Source organism: Nonomuraea sp. NPDC050547 (genome assembly GCF_044457345.1).
In the GTDB taxonomy this organism is placed as follows: domain Bacteria; phylum Actinomycetota; class Actinomycetes; order Streptosporangiales; family Streptosporangiaceae; genus Nonomuraea.
On the sequence record NZ_JBITGW010000008.1, the window covers coordinates 140878 to 156891 of the forward strand.

Annotated in this window: 16 protein-coding genes; 3 read left to right on the forward strand and 13 right to left on the reverse strand. The window is 70.1% G+C overall.

The genetic code is table 11. The features are described 5' to 3' along the window. Positions 1-11 precede the first annotated feature (11 nt). The 9 genes from ACIBHY_RS21270 to ACIBHY_RS21310 form a co-directional block, all read right to left on the reverse strand. On the reverse strand, positions 12-1190 hold the full coding sequence (locus ACIBHY_RS21270) for an ABC transporter permease (protein WP_397307517.1): 1179 nt from the start codon (positions 1188-1190) through the stop codon (positions 12-14). Next, positions 1177-1854 carry an ABC transporter ATP-binding protein gene (locus ACIBHY_RS21275; protein WP_397307518.1) on the reverse strand — a complete coding sequence of 226 codons (678 nt, stop codon included), beginning with the start codon at positions 1852-1854 and terminating at the stop codon, positions 1177-1179. The genes ACIBHY_RS21270 and ACIBHY_RS21275 overlap by 14 nt, the downstream gene beginning before the upstream one ends. Further along, positions 1847-3547 (reverse strand): peptidoglycan-binding protein, encoded by a 1701-nt coding sequence (locus ACIBHY_RS21280; RefSeq protein ID WP_397307519.1) that lies wholly within the window; start codon positions 3545-3547, stop codon positions 1847-1849. The genes ACIBHY_RS21275 and ACIBHY_RS21280 overlap by 8 nt, the downstream gene beginning before the upstream one ends. 49 nt (positions 3548-3596) lie before the next feature. Continuing rightward, complete coding sequence (locus ACIBHY_RS21285; protein ID WP_397307520.1) at positions 3597-4493, reverse strand: hypothetical protein; 897 nt, start codon at positions 4491-4493, stop codon at positions 3597-3599. Then, entirely contained in the window at positions 4490-4822 is a 333-nt protein-coding gene (locus ACIBHY_RS21290; RefSeq protein ID WP_397099006.1) for a PadR family transcriptional regulator, read from the reverse strand. Before ACIBHY_RS21290 ends, ACIBHY_RS21285 begins: the two co-directional genes overlap by 4 nt. Positions 4823-4867: 45 nt before the next feature. Beyond that, the gene (locus ACIBHY_RS21295; protein ID WP_397307521.1) at positions 4868-5740 is read right to left on the reverse strand and encodes a hypothetical protein; all 873 of its coding nucleotides are present in this window, start codon (positions 5738-5740) and stop codon (positions 4868-4870) included. 14 nt (positions 5741-5754) lie between these two features. Next, positions 5755-6633, reverse strand: coding sequence for a hypothetical protein (locus tag ACIBHY_RS21300; protein WP_397307522.1), 879 nt, complete (start codon positions 6631-6633; stop codon positions 5755-5757). Between the two features lie 96 nt (positions 6634-6729). After that, entirely contained in the window at positions 6730-7656 is a 927-nt protein-coding gene (locus ACIBHY_RS21305; protein WP_397307523.1) for a hypothetical protein, read from the reverse strand. Continuing rightward, positions 7653-8087: a PadR family transcriptional regulator gene (locus ACIBHY_RS21310; protein ID WP_397251705.1), complete on the reverse strand. Its 435-nt coding sequence runs from the start codon at positions 8085-8087 to the stop codon at positions 7653-7655. The genes ACIBHY_RS21305 and ACIBHY_RS21310 overlap by 4 nt, the downstream gene beginning before the upstream one ends. A gap of 237 nt (positions 8088-8324) precedes the next feature. Between ACIBHY_RS21310 and ACIBHY_RS21315 the strand changes: the two genes are divergently transcribed. Beyond that, positions 8325-9320 carry an ROK family protein gene (locus tag ACIBHY_RS21315; protein ID WP_397307524.1) on the forward strand — a complete coding sequence of 332 codons (996 nt, stop codon included), beginning with the start codon at positions 8325-8327 and terminating at the stop codon, positions 9318-9320. Here the strand turns inward: ACIBHY_RS21315 and ACIBHY_RS21320 are convergent. From ACIBHY_RS21320 to hppD, 3 genes are read right to left on the reverse strand one after another with little or no spacing between them, the layout of a single operon-like run. Continuing rightward, positions 9317-10732 (reverse strand): M1 family metallopeptidase, encoded by a 1416-nt coding sequence (locus ACIBHY_RS21320; protein ID WP_397251701.1) that lies wholly within the window; start codon positions 10730-10732, stop codon positions 9317-9319. The two genes, ACIBHY_RS21315 and ACIBHY_RS21320, sit on opposite strands and share 4 nt — an antisense overlap. Before the next feature lie 55 nt (positions 10733-10787). Beyond that, positions 10788-11222, reverse strand: a complete 435-nt coding sequence (locus ACIBHY_RS21325; RefSeq protein WP_397251699.1) for an RDD family protein — start codon at positions 11220-11222, stop codon at positions 10788-10790. Between the two features lie 34 nt (positions 11223-11256). Then, positions 11257-12357, reverse strand: coding sequence for a 4-hydroxyphenylpyruvate dioxygenase (hppD, locus tag ACIBHY_RS21330; RefSeq protein ID WP_397307525.1), 1101 nt, complete (start codon positions 12355-12357; stop codon positions 11257-11259). A 67-nt stretch (positions 12358-12424) separates the two neighbouring features. Here hppD and ACIBHY_RS21335 point away from each other — a divergent pair, with 67 nt between their 5' ends. Next, on the forward strand, positions 12425-12904 hold the full coding sequence (locus ACIBHY_RS21335) for an Lrp/AsnC family transcriptional regulator (protein ID WP_397186473.1): 480 nt from the start codon (positions 12425-12427) through the stop codon (positions 12902-12904). A 186-nt stretch (positions 12905-13090) separates the two neighbouring features. Beyond that, on the forward strand, positions 13091-15160 hold the full coding sequence (locus ACIBHY_RS21340; RefSeq protein WP_397307640.1) for a transglycosylase domain-containing protein: 2070 nt from the start codon (positions 13091-13093) through the stop codon (positions 15158-15160). Here ACIBHY_RS21340 and nadE read toward each other — a convergent pair. Beyond that, entirely contained in the window at positions 15157-16005 is an 849-nt protein-coding gene (nadE, locus tag ACIBHY_RS21345) for an ammonia-dependent NAD(+) synthetase (protein WP_397251693.1), read from the reverse strand. The two genes, ACIBHY_RS21340 and nadE, sit on opposite strands and share 4 nt — an antisense overlap. Positions 16006-16014 lie beyond the last annotated feature (9 nt).

Genomic DNA, 16014 nt, shown 5'->3' on the forward strand with positions numbered 1-16014 from the left:
CGGGGCGGACACTATCTCAGCGCGTCCACAGGTTCCATCCTGGCCGCCCGCAGCGCCGGATACAGCCCGGCCATCAGGCCGACGACGGCCCCGGCCACAGGGGCGGCCAGCGCCAGCCGTACGTCCAGGAGGGGCGTCCACTCCTTGACCGCGCAGACGGCGACGATGGTCACCACCCCGAGAGAGGCGCCGATCACGCCGCCGGTCAGCCCGGTCAGCGTGGACTCCAGCAGGAACTGCGCGGCGATGTGCCGCCGGGCGGCGCCCAGCGAGCGGCGCAGGCCGATCTCGGAGACCCGCTCCATCACGGTCACCAGCGTCACGTTGGCGATGCCGACGGCACCGACCACGAGGGAGACCAGGCCGAGGATGAGGAAGAGAGCGTTGACGTCGTCCTGCGCCTTGTCGCGGGCCCTGATCGGGCTGGGCGGGGCGATGATGTGGAGCAGGCCGTCGTTCCCCGGGCTGAGCGCGGACGGGGCCTGGCGGGAGATGAGGTCGGCGGCGCCGAGGCTGGTGTTGATCAGGACCCGGGTCACGTCGCGCAGGCCGAACTGGCGGCCGGCGCTCGGCGGGATCATCACCGCCATCGCCAGGTTCCGCTCGCGGCGCAGCTCGCCGAGCACCCCGATGACCGTGTACGCGTGCTTGCCGATGAAGATGGCCGGCGCGCGCTTCAGGCTGCCGACGCCCAGCAGCTTGGCGGCCCGGTCGCCGATCACCGCCACCCGGTCCTGGCGCCGCACGTGCCCGGCGTCGAAGAACCGGCCGGCGACCATGCGGCCCCGGGCGGCCCGCGGCAGATCCGTGGTCGAGGCCAGGACGCTCAAGGTCTGGGCGGTCACCCGGGTGGGGTCCACCAGGTCGTTGGAGCGGACGGACAGGTTGGCGCTGTCCTTGGTCTCGGCCACGGCGGCGGCCGAGGTGACGCCGCGCAGCCTGGTCACCCGGGAGACGGCGTCCCAGCTCACCAGCGGGGCGTTCTTCTGCTCGGGCACCTCGACCGTGACGGCGGTGGCGACCAGTTCGTCGAAGCGGCCGACGATCTGGTTGCCCGCCGTGACCGCCACGCCCAGCGTGACGACGAGCGTGGTGATGCCGAGCACCGTGCCGAGCGTGGTCAGGGCGGAGCGCACCGGCCTGGCGAGCATGCCGGCGAGCGCTTCGGTCCACAGGTCACGAATCTTCACTGAGCACCCCGTCGGTGATTCTGACCCGGCGTCCGGCGCGCCGGCTGACCTCGTTGTCGTGGGTGATGACGACGATCGTCAGGCCCTGCGCGCGCAGGTCGTCGAACAGGGCGAGCACGGCGTCGGTGTTGCGGCTGTCGAGGTTGCCGGTGGGCTCGTCGCACAGCAGCAGGGACGGGCCGCCCATGAGCGCCCTGGCGATGGCGGCGCGCTGGCGTTCGCCGCCGGACAGGCGGTCGGGCGGGAAGCCGGTCCGGTGGGAGAGTCCCACGCGGTCCAGGGCTTCGAGCGCGCGTTCCCGCCGGTTCTTGCGGAGGTGGGCGCCGTAGACCTCGGCCAGCATCACGTTCTCCACCACGCTGCGGTGCGCGAGCAGGTGGAAGGACTGGAAGACGAAGCCGATCCGGTCGCCGCGCAGCCTCGTCCGCGCCCCGTCGCGCAGGGTGGTGGTCTCGGTGCCGTCCAGCCGGTAGCTGCCCGAGGTGGGACGGTCCAGCAGGCCGAGCACGTTGAGCAGGGTCGACTTTCCGGAGCCCGACGGGCCGACGACGGCCACGTAGTCGCCCTGCCGTACGGCCACGCTGACCTCGTCGAGCGCGCGGACCGGCGGGTCGGAGGGGAACTCCTTCGAGACCAGCTCCAGCTCGATGACCGGCTCAGGCACCGCTGATCACCACCCGGTCGCCCTCCTTGAGGTCGCCGCTCACCTCGACCTGGCCGTCGGCGGTCAGCCCGGTCCGTACCTCGACCTCTCTCGTCCGGTCCGGCGCGGTCTCGACCTGCACCCGCGCCCTGCCGTCGGCGGCGGTGACGACCGCGGCGACCGGCACCACCAGCACCGGCTCGTCGGTCGCGCCCACGGTCACTTTGGCGGCGACGGCGGTCCCGGACAGGCCCTTGAGCCCCTTCATCGACTCGGGGGTGATCAGCACGGGCCGGTTGCCCTGCGGTGGCGCCTCCTCGCCGGGGACCTTGGCCTTGTCGCCGACCGCGCTGAGCGTGGCCGGATAGGTCTGACCCGAGTCGAGTTCGATGCTGGCCTTGAGCCCTTCGCGCAGCAGGCCGGCCTCGCCGGGCTCCACCGATCCCGACACCATGAACGACGAACTGGTCACGGTGGCCACCTCGTCCTCGACCATCTGGCCCGCCTTCACCTTCGCCTTGTGCACCCGCGCGGGCAGCGCGGGCAGGAACACCACCTCGCCCGGCGGGATCGACGTGCCGAACGTGCGCAGAAACTCGCTGAGCAGCGCCGACGCCGCGGCCACGTCCTTCTTCGCGTGGGCGACCTTGAGCTTGGCGGGGGAGACCTGCCGGGCGTGCCGCAGCGCCTGTTCGGCGGTGACCAGCCCCTCCTGCGCGGTGCGCACGGCCGTACGCAGCTCCCGCAGGCGTTTCACGCGGGCCTGCGCGCTCTCCTCTGCGAGCCGGTCGCGCGCCCGGCGGGCGGAATCCAGCTCCGCCCCGGCGTTGGCGACCTTGAGCTCCAGCAGGCGGGTGTCGGCGCCAGGCGAGGGTGACGGCGTGGGGGCGGGCCTGTTCGCCTCGGCCAGCGCCTGCTCGGCTTCGAGCAGCTTCTCCTCGGCCGCGCGCACGGCCGAGTCGGCCGCGTCCGCCTTGGCCTGGTCCTCGGGCGTGAGCCGTCCGTCCTCCGCCTCCTCCAGCGCGCTCTCGGCCGCGCGCAGCTCGTCCTCGGCGTTGCCGAGCTTGATCTTCAGAGGCAGCACGTCGCGCCCCTGGTCGAGCGCGCGTTGTTCGAGCGCGAGCGTCTCCTTCGCCGTCTGTACGGCCTTGCGCAACGTGTCCAGCGCCTGCCGGTCGGCCAACGCGGGCCGCTGGGCCTCATAGCCGCCCTTCGCGTACAGCCGGGTGACCGCGGCGACCGTGGCCGCGTCGAACACCCCCGTCACCGGCGCGCCGAACCCGAGCCTGCGCAGCGCCCGCTGCAACTGCTCGACGTCGTCGCCCTCGGTGCCCGGGGCGACCGTGCGATGCATCGGCACCTTGCCGCGCAGCGCGAACACCGGCCGCCCGTTGACCTCCATCAGCACGCCGCCCTCGCGCAGCCTGCCCTGGCGCGGGGCCCGCGTGGCACGTTGCAGCTCGGCCGGCCCGCCGACCACCCCGGCGAGGGTGATCGGGAACGGCGAGCCGTACTCCAGGGTGCCGTTGACGGCGACGGTGCTGACGAGCGTGCGGCGCTCGACCGCCGCGGTGACGAGACTGGCCTTGGGCGGCATACGGCGGGCCGCCTCGTCGGCCGGCGAGCGCAGGCGGGTGCTCAGGAACCAGCCCGCGCCCGCGATGGCCAGGACGCCCGCCAGGACGGCGGCGAGAAGCTTCCGCGGCGACTTCATGGGAACTCCAAAGGGGCATGCTGAAGAGAGCCGGTGGCGCCGGCGGGGTTCAGAGCAGGACGTTGCGCCTGGCGCGGAACGGCAGCACCGCCGCGACCAGGGTCAGCAGGAGCACCAGCGCCCAGTGCGCGCTCTCCTGCCGGGCGACGACGACGAGCGTGAAGCTCTCGGCGAGCACCACCGTGCTGTGCAGCGTGTGGAGGGCCGCGGCGATCGACCAGCGGTGGTCGGCCGTCACGTGGCCGGCGTAGCACGCCGCCAGGAGCAGCGCGGTCTCCAGCCCGACGCGGAGCATCGCGGAAGGGGTGGCTTCGACGATGTCGCGCCAGGCTGGATCCGCGCCGGCGGCCACGGGCACCGCGGCCAGCCACCACCACGAACGGCGGTGGAGGGTTTCGCCGCGAATGGCCAACGCCACGAGGCCGAGGATCAGGAGGCCGTTGGCGACGGCCGGGGCGATCGGGCCGCCGCTGGCGTAGAGCGCGGGCGTCGACTGCCACGGCCGGTCGGGGAAGACCGGCAGCAGCGTCTCGTCCAGCCACGGCCTGGCCAGCGTGATCGCCAGCGTCTTGACGGAGAGCAGGGCGGCCAGGGGGATCGCCAGGCGTACCCGGCCGAGCAGGGTGGCCAGGAACACCGCCGCGGCCACGCCCACCCACAGCGGGACGCTGCTCGCGTAGGGGATGAGCACCGCCAGGTTGAGCAGGCTGAGCACCGTCACGGCGAGGTGCAGCCCGTCCGCCCAGGCCGGGCCGTGCGCCGACTGCAGGATGCGGGTCCTGATGCCGCCCTTGACCAGCGCGGCGGCCTCGCGCAGGGGAGGCAGCGCCCGGTCGGGCTCTGCCGTGGTCAGCAGGACGTCCAGCAGTTCGTCGCCGTAGTCGGCGCGGTAGCCGTCGGGGTAGGCGCGCAGCAGTAACCGGTAGCGGCGCTCCAGCCGGCTCATGAGAAGGTCATCCCGAGCGTGCGTCTGGTGACCACCGACGCGGCCTGCTGCATGCGCAGCGCCTCCTCCTCCACCAGGCGACGGCCGTCGTCGGTGATGCGGAAGTAGCGGCGCTTGCGGCCGTTGACGACCTCTTCCTTCTCGACCACGATCACGCCGTTGTCGGTGAGGCGGTCGAGCGCGCCGTAGAGGGTGCCGACGGCGAGCTTGACGCGGTCCTGGGAGAGCTCGACGACGCGCTTGAGTATCGCGTGCCCGTGGAGCGGGCCGTCCAGGAGGGCGGCGAGTACGAAATACGTCTGCTCACTCACCGACGATCCCCTAGACATGGCTGAGAAGATACTTCGAGGCGCGAAGCATGGTCAAGGTTCCCCTTACCTCATCGCATATTCGGCGAGGAGCGTGCTGTTGATCTTCAGGTCCTTGGGGTTGTAGACCGGGTAGAAGTCCTTGCCGCACTCCAGGTCGTCGAGCGCGGCCTTGATCTCCTTCTGGAAATAGGGCTTGGCCTGGGCGGCGGTGAGTTCCGGCATGATGATCTCCCCCGAGCCGGGGTTGAACTCGACGCCCTGCTGCTTCGCGCCGATCCGGGTCGCCATGTCGTGGATCGAGTCCTGGACGGCCATGGAGATGTCGCGCGGAGCGGTCTTGGCGACGGTGTAGCCCTTGCCGCGCAGACAGTCGGCCATGGCCGAGGCGAGCCTGACCAGCAGTTGGTCTCCGTCCACCTCTCTGGCGACGATGAGGTTCTTCGCCTGGCTGAACTGTTGGAAGATGTCTGTCCTCTTCGTGATGCTCTTGCCGAGGACCTTCTTGGCCGCGAGGACGAAGCAGGTGTCGCGCGTCTTTTTGTAGGACGTGTGCTGAGCCGCGGAGAGGTCGCCGACGATCTTCGTATTGGGATCCTTGTCGACTTTGGCCTCTTCCTTGCTGATGCCGACCTCGCCCGGGTAGATGAACTCGGCGAACACCTCGAAGCCGTATTTTTCGCGATGTTTCCGCATTTCTTGGTAATCGCCATTGTCACGCCTGATCTCGGCGGCGGTCTGCTTCTCCTCCGGCGGCACGTAGGCGACGTATTTGAAGCCCTTCTGCTTCATGCAGTCGGCCTGGATCGACTCCATCTGGAGTTGCTTGTCCGCGGTCGCCGTACCGGGGGCAGCCGAAGCCCCCGCTTTCGGCTCACCGCCCGCCTGCGTGTTCCCGCAGCCGGTCAGCACGGCCAGCGCGGCCACGGCCAGGCTCATCCTCTTGGTCATGGTCAGCTCCCGCCGCTGCCGAATTCGAGTGCCACGCGCTGCTGGATCTCCGCGTTCCTGGGTGAGTAGGCGGCGTAGAAGTCCTTGCCGCACGCCAGGTCGTCCAGCGCGACCTTGACCTCCTGGCTGAAGTACCGCCGGCCGTCCTCGACGGAGATCATGGGCATCGTGTACTGCCCGTGCTCGGCCATCTCCTCGTCCTCCGGCCGGTCGTCGTTCTTGGCCAGCGCCTTGACCTTGCCCTCGAACATCCGCCAGCCCCAGGTGTGGAGCGTGGACGGCCGCGTGTCGGCCACGGAGTAGCCCTTGCCCTTGAGGCAGGCGCTCATCGCCGCGGCCAGCTCGACCAGCTTCGGGTCACCGTTGAGCTCGCGATCCAGGACCTTCTTGACCGTCTCGTCCATCTGGGCGAACCGGTCGTCGTCATCCTTGACGACCTTGCCGGTGACCTCCTTGATCGCCCGGGACTTGCACGCCGTCAGCTGTTTCTCGTACGCCGCCAGCTGGGCGCGTGACAGGTCCCGCATGATGGCGCTGTTCGGGCTGTCCTCCGACGACCACAGCACCTCCTCCTTCTGGTCGGGATGCGCGTAGCGGTAGAAGACCGTGAAGCCCTTCTTCGCCCGCTCCTGCTTCATCGCCGCGTAGTCGCCGAGATAGGCCCGGTCGCTCGCGGTCTCGGGCGCCTTGACCCGCGGCGCCCAGGGGACGTACCTGAAGCCCTTCTCCTTCATACAGTCGCCGACGATCGACTGGATCCGGTGCGCGTTGTCGGACGCCTTGGTGCTGCTCGCGGCCCGTGGGGCGGCAGGTGGGGCGGGCTCGGCCGCGCAACCGGCTACGAGCGCGAGTGCCGCGGCGAACGTGACGGCGTACGTCATCGCACGCTTTCCCCCGTTCCCGGCGGTCGCAGCGGTCGCGGCAAGAGTTGATCTCTTGAGCATGCCGGAGACCATAGTCCGTTCAACGGAGTATCGTCAATCCAGGGCATGCCTCCGGTGCCGGAGGGGCAGGAGGGCGGTGGCCGCCGTCAGCAGTCCCAGCAGGGCCCAGTACGCCAGGTGCTGCGAGGTGGGGATCACGCCGTACTCGGGGAGCGTCAGCAGGCTCACCCCCGCGACGGTGACCGCCAGGTAGAACGCGCAGCCGGCCGCCCAGCGCAGGTCGCGGGTCAGGTGGCCGGCCACGGCCGCGGCGGCCATCAGGGCCAGCTCCAGCCCCATCCGGCTCAGGCTGATCGGCAGATTGTGCTCCTCGATCATCCAGGCGGGGCCGTTCCATGCCAGGAGCGGGATCGCCGCCCACCACCACCAGGAACGCACGCGCGGGGCGCCCCCGCGCGTCGCCAACGCCAGCAGGCCGAGCACCACCAGCCCATAGGCGACGGCCACGACCCCCGGATCGCTGTCGACGAACAACGGCCGGTCCGTGAGCAGCCCCGGATAGACCGGCACCTGGGTCAGCTCCGCCACCTGCCGGCCGCCCGCGATGGCCACCGCCTTGACGCCGACGGCCGCGGTGAGGGGGATCGCGGCCCAGACCCACCCCCGCAGGACGGCCAGCACCGACAGGGCCGACAGCGCCGTCCACAACGGGATCGATCCGGCGTACGGCACCAGCGCCGCCAGATTGGCGACGGCCACGGCGGCCACGCCCAGGTGCAGCCCGTCCCGCCAGACGCTGCCACCCGCCAGGTGGATGACGCGCGTACGGATGCCACCCGCCACCAGCCCCGCCGCCTCCCTGGGTGGCGGGACGGTGCGGTCGGCGTCCGCCGACTCCATCAGCACGTCGAGCAGCTCGTCGCCGTGCGCCTGCCGGTACGGGCGCGGATAGGCCAGCAGCAGTTTGCGATAGCGGCGTTCGAGCACGCTGGTGTCCGGACGCTCCAGCGTGGCCGTCATCCGCGCGCGATCCTCAGCGCGGACACCCCGGCCCGCGCCCCCCGGCCCCGGCTCAGGCCCGAGACGACGCCCAGATCCCAACCGGCGCCCAGGCCCCAGGCTTGTACCTGGCCCGGAGACAGCCGCAGGACCAGTGCCGCCGCCTCCTGCATCCGCCTGGCCTCGGCCTCGACGAGCGTCTGGCCGTCGTCGGTGATGCGGAAGTAGCGGCGGTTGCGGCCGTTGACCGTCTCCTCGCGATCGACCGCGATCACGCCGCGCTCGTGCAGGCGCTCAAGGATGCCGTAGAGCGTGCCGACCGACGGGCGTACCCGGCCGTTGGACAGCTCCTGGATCAGCTTGCTGATCGCGTGTCCGTGGAGCGGTCCGTTGAGCAACGCGGTGAGCACGAAGAACATCGGCTCGCTGACTTCAGAGGTTCCTCTGGGCATGGGGAAGACCGTATTCCGTTCAACGGAGTGTCTGCAACGCTTGTAACGCTTCGCGGCGAGGTGTCCAAGCAGGGGGTGTTGACCGACGCGCTCCGATCGTTCAAGGGGCCGCTCGTCGCCGGTGCGGTCGTGGATCCGTCATGGAACGACCTGGGCGGACCCGAGGGACAGCCGCTCGCGGGGAGCTAGTGCCTTTTGGGTCTTGTGTCCGGTGATGAGATTAGTTTCGTTCTCACCATGACCAATACAGCCCGCGGCCTCGTGCTGCGTCTCCTCCGTGACGCCGGACCGATGCCGAGGGCGGAGCTGGCCCGCAGGACCGGGCTGTCGGCCACCACGATGACCAAGGTCGTCGGCCAGCTCATCGCGGACGGCTGCCTGGCGGAAGGCCTCGCGGGCGCGCCCCGGGTCGGGCGTCCCGCCACCGACGTGGCGTTGCTGCCGGAGGCGTTCTGGGTGGTAGGGGTGCACGGCGGGCCGGACGGGGTGCGGCTGGGGCTGCGCGACCTGCTGGGCCGGGCGGCGGGCGGCGCCGTACCGGCCTGCGGGCCCTTGGCCGAGGCGATCCACGCGCTGGTCGCCGCGTCGGGGGTGGATCCCGCGCGGGTGCTGGGCGTCGGCGTGGCCGCGCCCGACCGGCGCGTGGCCGACCGGTTCGGGGTCCCGCTCGGGCCGGGCGTCGTGACCGGACACGACGCCTGCGCCATGGCCCTGGCCGAGGCGAGGTACGGCTGTCGCGCCCGCGACCTGGTCTACGTGCACGTGGACGGCGGCGTGAGCGCGGGGGCGGTGCTCGACGGCCGCCCTTTTCGCCCGGCGGACCTGGGCCACCTCCGCGTGACGGACGACGGCCCGCCCTGCGCCTGCGGCGGCACCGGCTGCCTGGCCGCCGTGATCTCCGGACCCGCCCTGTCCGCCCGCCTGAGCGGCGGCGGAGGAGGGCAGGAGGGCTTGATGGCGGCAGTGGCGGCCGATGCCGTGCTCCGTGACGAGGTGGCCACCTGGCTCGCCACCGCCCTGGCCGCCGCCGTCACCCTGCTCGGTCCCGAGCACGTCCGGCTCGGCGGCCTGTTCGCGGCCGCGCCCGAGGACCTGCTCGACCGGATACGGGCCGCCCTGCGTGACAGGACGCGCGAGCCCGTTCACCTGGACCGCTGCGGCCTCGGCCGCGACGCCGGAGTGGCCGGGGCCGCGGCGCTCGCGTTGGATCGTTTCTTCTACCGGCCGGACTAGCCGCCCGCGGGCCGCCTGGGCTGGAAGAGCCACGCGTCGAACAGCTTGTCCAGCTGCTTGCCCGACACCTTCTCGGCCAGCGCCACGAACTGCGCGGTGGTCACGTGCCCGTAGCGGTGCCCGGCGGCCCAGTCCTTGATCAGGCGGAAGAACGCGGGGTCGCCGATCTCGGTGCGCAGCGCGTGCAGCGTCATCGCGCCCCGCGTGTAGACCGACTCGTTGAACAGGTCCTTCGGCTTGGCCCTGCCGGGCGGGTAGGCCCAGATGGGGTCGGTGCTCGGGCGGGCGTAGTAGTTGTCGAAGACCGCCTGGGCGCGGGACTTGCCGCGGTGCTCCTGCCACAGCCACTCGGCGTAGGTGGCGAAGCCCTCGTTGAGCCACAGGTCGCGCCAGCGCTTGACGCTCAGGCTGTTGCCGAACCACTGGTGGGCCAGCTCGTGGGCGATGATGCCCTCGTCGGGGTCGAAGCCGCCGTACATGGGCTTGGTCTGGTTCTCCAGCGCGTAACCGGCGGGGAAGTTGTCCACCACGCCGCCCGTCGAGGAGAACGGGTAGGGGCCGAAGACCGAGCTCCAGTAGTCGGTGACCTGGCCGGAGACGGTGTAGAGCCGGTCGAGCGAGGAACGGAACCCGGGGTCGACGGCGACCAGGTTCGCGATGCCGGTGGCGGTCTTGCCCTGACGCAGCTCGAAGCGGCCCAGCGTGGCCGTGGCCAGGTAGGTGACCATCGGGTGCTTCTCGCGCCAGGAGAAGGTGGTCTTGCCGCCCGAGGTCCGCGGCTTGCCGGTCAGCTCGCCGTTGGCCAGCGCGGTCAGCCCCTGCGGGACGGTGATCTCGAAGTCGAAGCGGGCCTTGTCGGCCGGGTGGTCGTTGGCGGGGAACCAGGTCTTGGCGCCGTTGGGCTCGCAGACGACGAAGGCGCCGTCGGGAGTGGCGATCCAGCCGTACGTGCCGAGGTTGGTGGCGTCCTTGATCGGCTTCGGGCTGCCCGAGTACGTGACCTTCACCGTGAACCTGGCGCCCTTGTCCAGCGGCTGCGCGGGGATCACGGTCAGCTCGTCGCCGCTGCGAGAGTACGTCGCCTCGCGCGCGTCGACCGACACGCCGCCGATGTCGAGCCCGGACAGGTCGAGGTTGAACCGGCTCAGCCGCTGGGTGGCCCTGGCCTGGATGGCGGCTTCGCCGTTGAGGTGGAGTTTGCCGGGGTCGTAGTCGAGGCGGAGGTCGTAGTGGGCGACGTCGTACCCGCCGTTGCCGTCGAGTGGGAAATCGGCGTCGCCGATCCCCGGCGCGCCCGCGTCCCCCGCCACCGGCTGGGCCGACGTTGGGGCGGCGGCGCCGTTGGACGGCGAGCAGGCGAGCACGGCGAGAAGCGCGGTGAGCGATACCGCGATGCGCCGGGTGGACCCCATGGCCACGTCTCCCTTCGAAGCGTGACCAGAAGCCTACGATAGGTAAGAGCCTGGTTCAGGCATCCACGACGAGGGTCTTGCCCGCCTTGTCGTGCAGTGCCTGCTTACGCCCGTCGAAGAGAATCCAGCCCAGGTCCAGAAGGGCGCCGATGCAGCACAGCCAGCTCAGCACGGTCCTGACCGCCTCGCGGATGGCCACCTGGCCGACCGTGGCCTTGCCGCCGCTCTCCTGCACGACCCGCATGCCGAAGATCTTCTTGCCGACCGTCTGGCCGTTCCAGTAGGAGTGCAGCAGCCAGAAGTAGAGGAAGGCGATGACCGACTGCAGGAAGACGTGCTGCGTCGGGATGCGCTCCCAGATGCCCCGGCTGGAGTCCCAGACGTACGTCCAGCTGTTCCAGCTGAACGGTATCGAGACGATCGCGATGATGATCTCGTCCAGGATGCCCGAGAACAGTCGCCGCCAGCGCCCCGCCAGTGGTGGTGTCATGCAAGCAAGATCACCACCACCGGGTCAGGACAAACTAAAGGTTGCCCCTGAGTTCCTGCTCGCGCTCGATGGCCTCGAACAGCGCCTTGAAGTTGCCCTTTCCGAAGCCGAGCGAGCCGTGGCGCTCGATGAGCTCGAAGAAGACCGTGGGCCGGTCCTGCACGGGCTTGGTGAAGATCTGCAGCAGGTAGCCGTCCTCGTCGCGGTCCACGAGGATCTTGCGCTTCTTCAGCTCCTCGATCGGCGCCCTGACCTCGCCGATGCGCGAGCGCAGCTCGGGGTCGTCGTAGTAGGAGTCGGGAGTGTCGAGGAACTGCACGCCCGCCGCGCGCATGTTGTCCACTGTGGCCAGGATGTCGTTGGTGGCCAGCGCGATGTGCTGGACCCCGGGGCCCCCGTAGAACTCGAGGTACTCGTCGATCTGCGACTTCTTCCTGCTGATCGCGGGCTCGTTCAGCGGGAACTTGACCTTCCTGGTGCCGTCGGCGACGACCTTGGACATCAGCGCGGAGTACTCGGTGGCGATGTCGTCGCCCACGAACTCCGCCATGTTCGTGAAGCCCATCACCTCGCGGTAGAACTCCACCCACTCGTCCATCTTGCCCAGTTCGACGTTGCCGACGCAGTGGTCGATCGCCTGGAAGAACCGCTTGGCCGGAGGCGCCACCATCGGCTCGCGGGCAGCGTAGCCGGGCAGGTAGGGGCCGTTGTAGTTGGAGCGGTCGATCAGCGTGTGGCGGGTCTCGCCGTAGGTGGCGATCGCGGCGACGATCACCTTCCCGTGCTCGTCCTCCATCGTGTACGGCTCCGCCGGCCCCCGCGCCCCATGGGCGACGGCATAGGCGTACGCCGCCTCGACGTCGGGCACCTCGATGGCCAGGTCGATCACGCCGTCACCGTGTTCGGCCACGTGGCGGGCCAGGTCGTGGCCGGGCCGTACCGCGGCCCTGAACTCGAAGACGGCGCCGCCGGACTTGAGCACGTACGCCACCTCGTCCCTGCTGCCGGTCTCCGGGCCCCGGTAGGCCACCAGCTGCATTCCGAAGGCGGTCGAGTAGTAGTGGGCGGTCTGCTTGGCATTGCCCACCGCGAAGACCACGGCGTGCATGCCGTTCACCGGAAATACGTCGCTCATAGGGCTAACTGTTGAATTTGATGAGCTTACTGCGCAACAGTGACTTGTTTTGGTGGACAATCTGTCCATGGCTATCGACGAACTGGACGCCAAACTGCTCAGTCTGCTAACCGCTGAGCCGCGGCTCGGCGTCCTGGAGTGCTCGCGGCGGCTCGGCGTGGCGCGCGGGACCGTCCAGGCGCGGCTCGATCGCATGATCGCCCGGGGGGTGATCACCGGCTTCGGGCCCGACGTCTCGCCGGCCGCGCTGGGTTACGACGTCATGGCGTTCGTCACAATGGAGATTCGCCAGGTGGCCGGGCACGATCCCGTGGCGGACCGGCTCGCGCACATTCCCGAGGTGCTCGAAGTTCACACGATCACCGGCGGAAGCGATCTCATCTGCCGGGTCGTGGCGCGCACGAATGCCGACCTCCAGCGGGTTATCGACCAGATCGTGGAAGTCCAGGGTGTGCTCAGAACATCCTCCGTAATCGCGCTCGACACACCTGTCCCATACCGTGTGCTGCCCTTGGTCGCGGATGTCCCGCGTCGTGTGGCGCGGTAGACGTACCATCGGGTTCAGGGTCGAGGCACCGTTATCGATCGTTTACCCTTGACATTCGCCCAGGTCGCGAGGGCGGAGCAGAGGGCGATCGGGGGGTTGCGCGTGCGGAGTGATGGGGAGAAGGGCATGCGAAAGCGGCGGATTCTCCGCTATTTCCTAATCGCCAGTGGTGTGGGAATCGTCGTGATGATCGGGCTCTTCGGCATCGCGTGGGCGATGACTCCCATTCCCGACAGCACGCAGAAGCAGGCCACCGCACAGGGCTCCGTCATCTACTACCGCGACGGCAAGACCGAGATCGCCCGGCAGGGCATCGACCGTAAGAACGTTCCACTCGCGAGCGTGCCCAAGCACGTACGCGACGCGGTCATCGCCATCGAGAACCGCTCCTTCTACACCGACAGCGGCGTGTCGGTGAAGGGCACCGTGCGCTCGGTCTGGTCCACCGTCACCGGCCAGCAGTTGCAGGGCGGCTCCACGATCACGCAGCAGCTCGTCCGCAACTACTACAGCGGGCTCAGCCAGGAGCGATCGGTCACCCGCAAGTTCAAAGAGATCCTCATCGCGATGAAGGTCGACCAGTCCAAGTCGAAGGAATGGGTGCTGGAGCAGTACCTCAACACGATCTACTTCGGCCGCGGCGCCAACGGCGTGCAGGCCGCCTCCCAGGCCTACTTCGGCAAGGACGTCAGCAAGATCACCGTCTCGGAGGCCGCCTACCTCGCCTCGGTCATCCAGCAGCCCAGCCGCTTCGCCGACCCCCAGGGCGGCGACCTCGACGCGGCCAAGTCCCGATGGACCTCGGTGATCAACGGCATGCGCGAGATCGGCGCGCTCACGCCCGACCAGGCGGCGGCCGAGAAGTTCCCCACGCTCAAGGCGCCGAAGAAGCCCTTCGAGTTCAAGGGCCAGAGCCAGTACATGGTCGACCAGGTACGCGCCGAGCTCAACCGGCGCGGCTACACCGACGAGGCCATCAACGGCGGCGGCCTGAAGATCGTGACCACCTTCGACAAGAGGCTCATGGATGCCGCCGCCCGAGCCGTGAAGCAGGTCGTCCCGGCCGGCACCCCGAAGAAGGTCCGCGTCGGCCTGGCCGCGGTCGAACCGTCCACCGGCGAGGTCATCGCCTTCTACGGCGGCAAGGCCTCCCAGTACAAGTACGACAACGCCTTCTCCTCCCGGGTGCAGGCGGGCTCGACCTTCAAGCCGTACACGCTGGCCGCCGCGCTCAACGACGGCATGGGCCTCTCGACGCGGGTCGACGGTAACTCGCCGATGCGCGTGGCTTCCGACCCCTCCCACCCCATCCCCAACGACAGCGGGCGCTCCTACGGCAACATCAACCTGATCCGCGCCACCCAGAGCTCGGTCAACACCGCCTTCGTCGACCTCGGCCAGAAGGTCGGCCTGGACAAGGTCGCCGCCACCGCCGAGGCCATGGGCATCCCGGCCGCCCAGCTCAAGCAGCACCAGGGCGCCGCCTCGTTCCCGCTCGGCGTGGCCTCGCTCAGCGCCGTGCAGAACGCCTCCGGCTTCTCCACCTTCGCCAACGGCGGCGTACACGCCGAGGCGCACGTCATCAAGTCGGTCACCGACGCCCGCGGCAAGAAGACGACCATCAAGCCGGCCACCGCCCAGGCCATCAGCAAGGAGGCCGCCGGCGACGCCACGTACGCGATGCAGCAGGTCGTCAAGTACGGCACCGGCACCGCCGCCCGCCTCTACGACCGCCCCGTCGCCGGCAAGACCGGCACCACGGACGACTCCGGCGCGGTGTGGTTCAACGGCTTCACCGCCCAGATGGCGACCGCGGTGAACATGTTCCGCGACGACAACAAGACCGTCCAGATCCCCGGGTACGGCGTGCAGTTCGGCGGCCAGCTCCCGGCCCAGATCTGGCGGGCCTTCATGACCGAGGCGATGGCCGGCAAGCCCGTCGTGCAGTTCCCCGAGCCCACGGACTTCGGCTACGGCACCTACGACTCCGAGCCCGACGACGACCGCGGCATGCGCGACGACGACGCCCGCGATCCGGACGGCTGGCCCAACGACGACGTCACGCAGACGCCCGACCCGACGTTCGAGCCCACGGAACCCGAGCCCACGGACACCCCCAGCGACGACCCGACGCTCCCCGAGGAGCCGGAGACCGGCCCGCCCACGGGCGGCGACGGCACCGGCGCCCCCACCACGGGACCGGGCGACAACCGGGACAACACCGGCCGCCCCGCCAACGGCCGCCCCAACGGCTAGGCGCCTGGCCGCCACCAGTCGTCGTACGGCGTGACGGGAAGGGCCCGCTTGTGCCGGGTGGCGAGATAGGTCGACTCGATCTTGTCCGCCACCTCCCGCGGCACCTCGGCGCCTTCCAGGTAGTCGTCGATCTGGGCGTAGGTCAGGCCGAGCGCCACCTCGTCGGGCAGCGCGGGCCGATCGTCCTCCAGGTCGGCGGTCGGCACCTTCTCCCAGACGCTCGGCGGCGCGCCCAGCTCCTGGAGCAGTGCGGCGCCCTGGCGCTTGGTCAGCCCGGTCAGCGGGGTGAGGTCGGCGCCGCCGTCGCCGTACTTGGTGAAGAAGCCGGTCACGGCCTCGGCCGCGTGGTCGGTGCCCACGACGAGCATGCCGAGCTGCCCGGCGATCGCGAACTGGATCACCATGCGCTCGCGCGCCTTGGTGTTGCCGCGCACGAAGTCGCGCAGCGTGGGCTCGTCGCCCAGCAGTTCCCGCACGCCGAGCGCCGTCTGCGCCGCGGTGGCGTCCGCGCCCGGCTTGACGTTCACCGCGATCGAGCGGTCCGGGCGGATGAAGTCGAGGGCGATCTGCGCGTCGTGCTCGTCGGCCTGCACGCCGTAGGGCAGCCGCGCCGCGACGAAGGTGGCCGCGTGCCCTCCGGCGCGCAACTCCTCGGCGGCGAGCTGGCACAGCCGGCCGGTCAGCGTGCTGTCCTGGCCGCCGCTGACCCCGAGCACGTAGCCCTTGGCCGGAGTCGAGCGCAGGTAGTCCTTGAGGAAGTCGATCCGCCGGCGGATTTCGACTTTGGGGACGATGGTCGCCTTCACCCCGAGTTCGCGGAGAATCTGCTCCCGTAGGTTAGCCATCCCGGTACT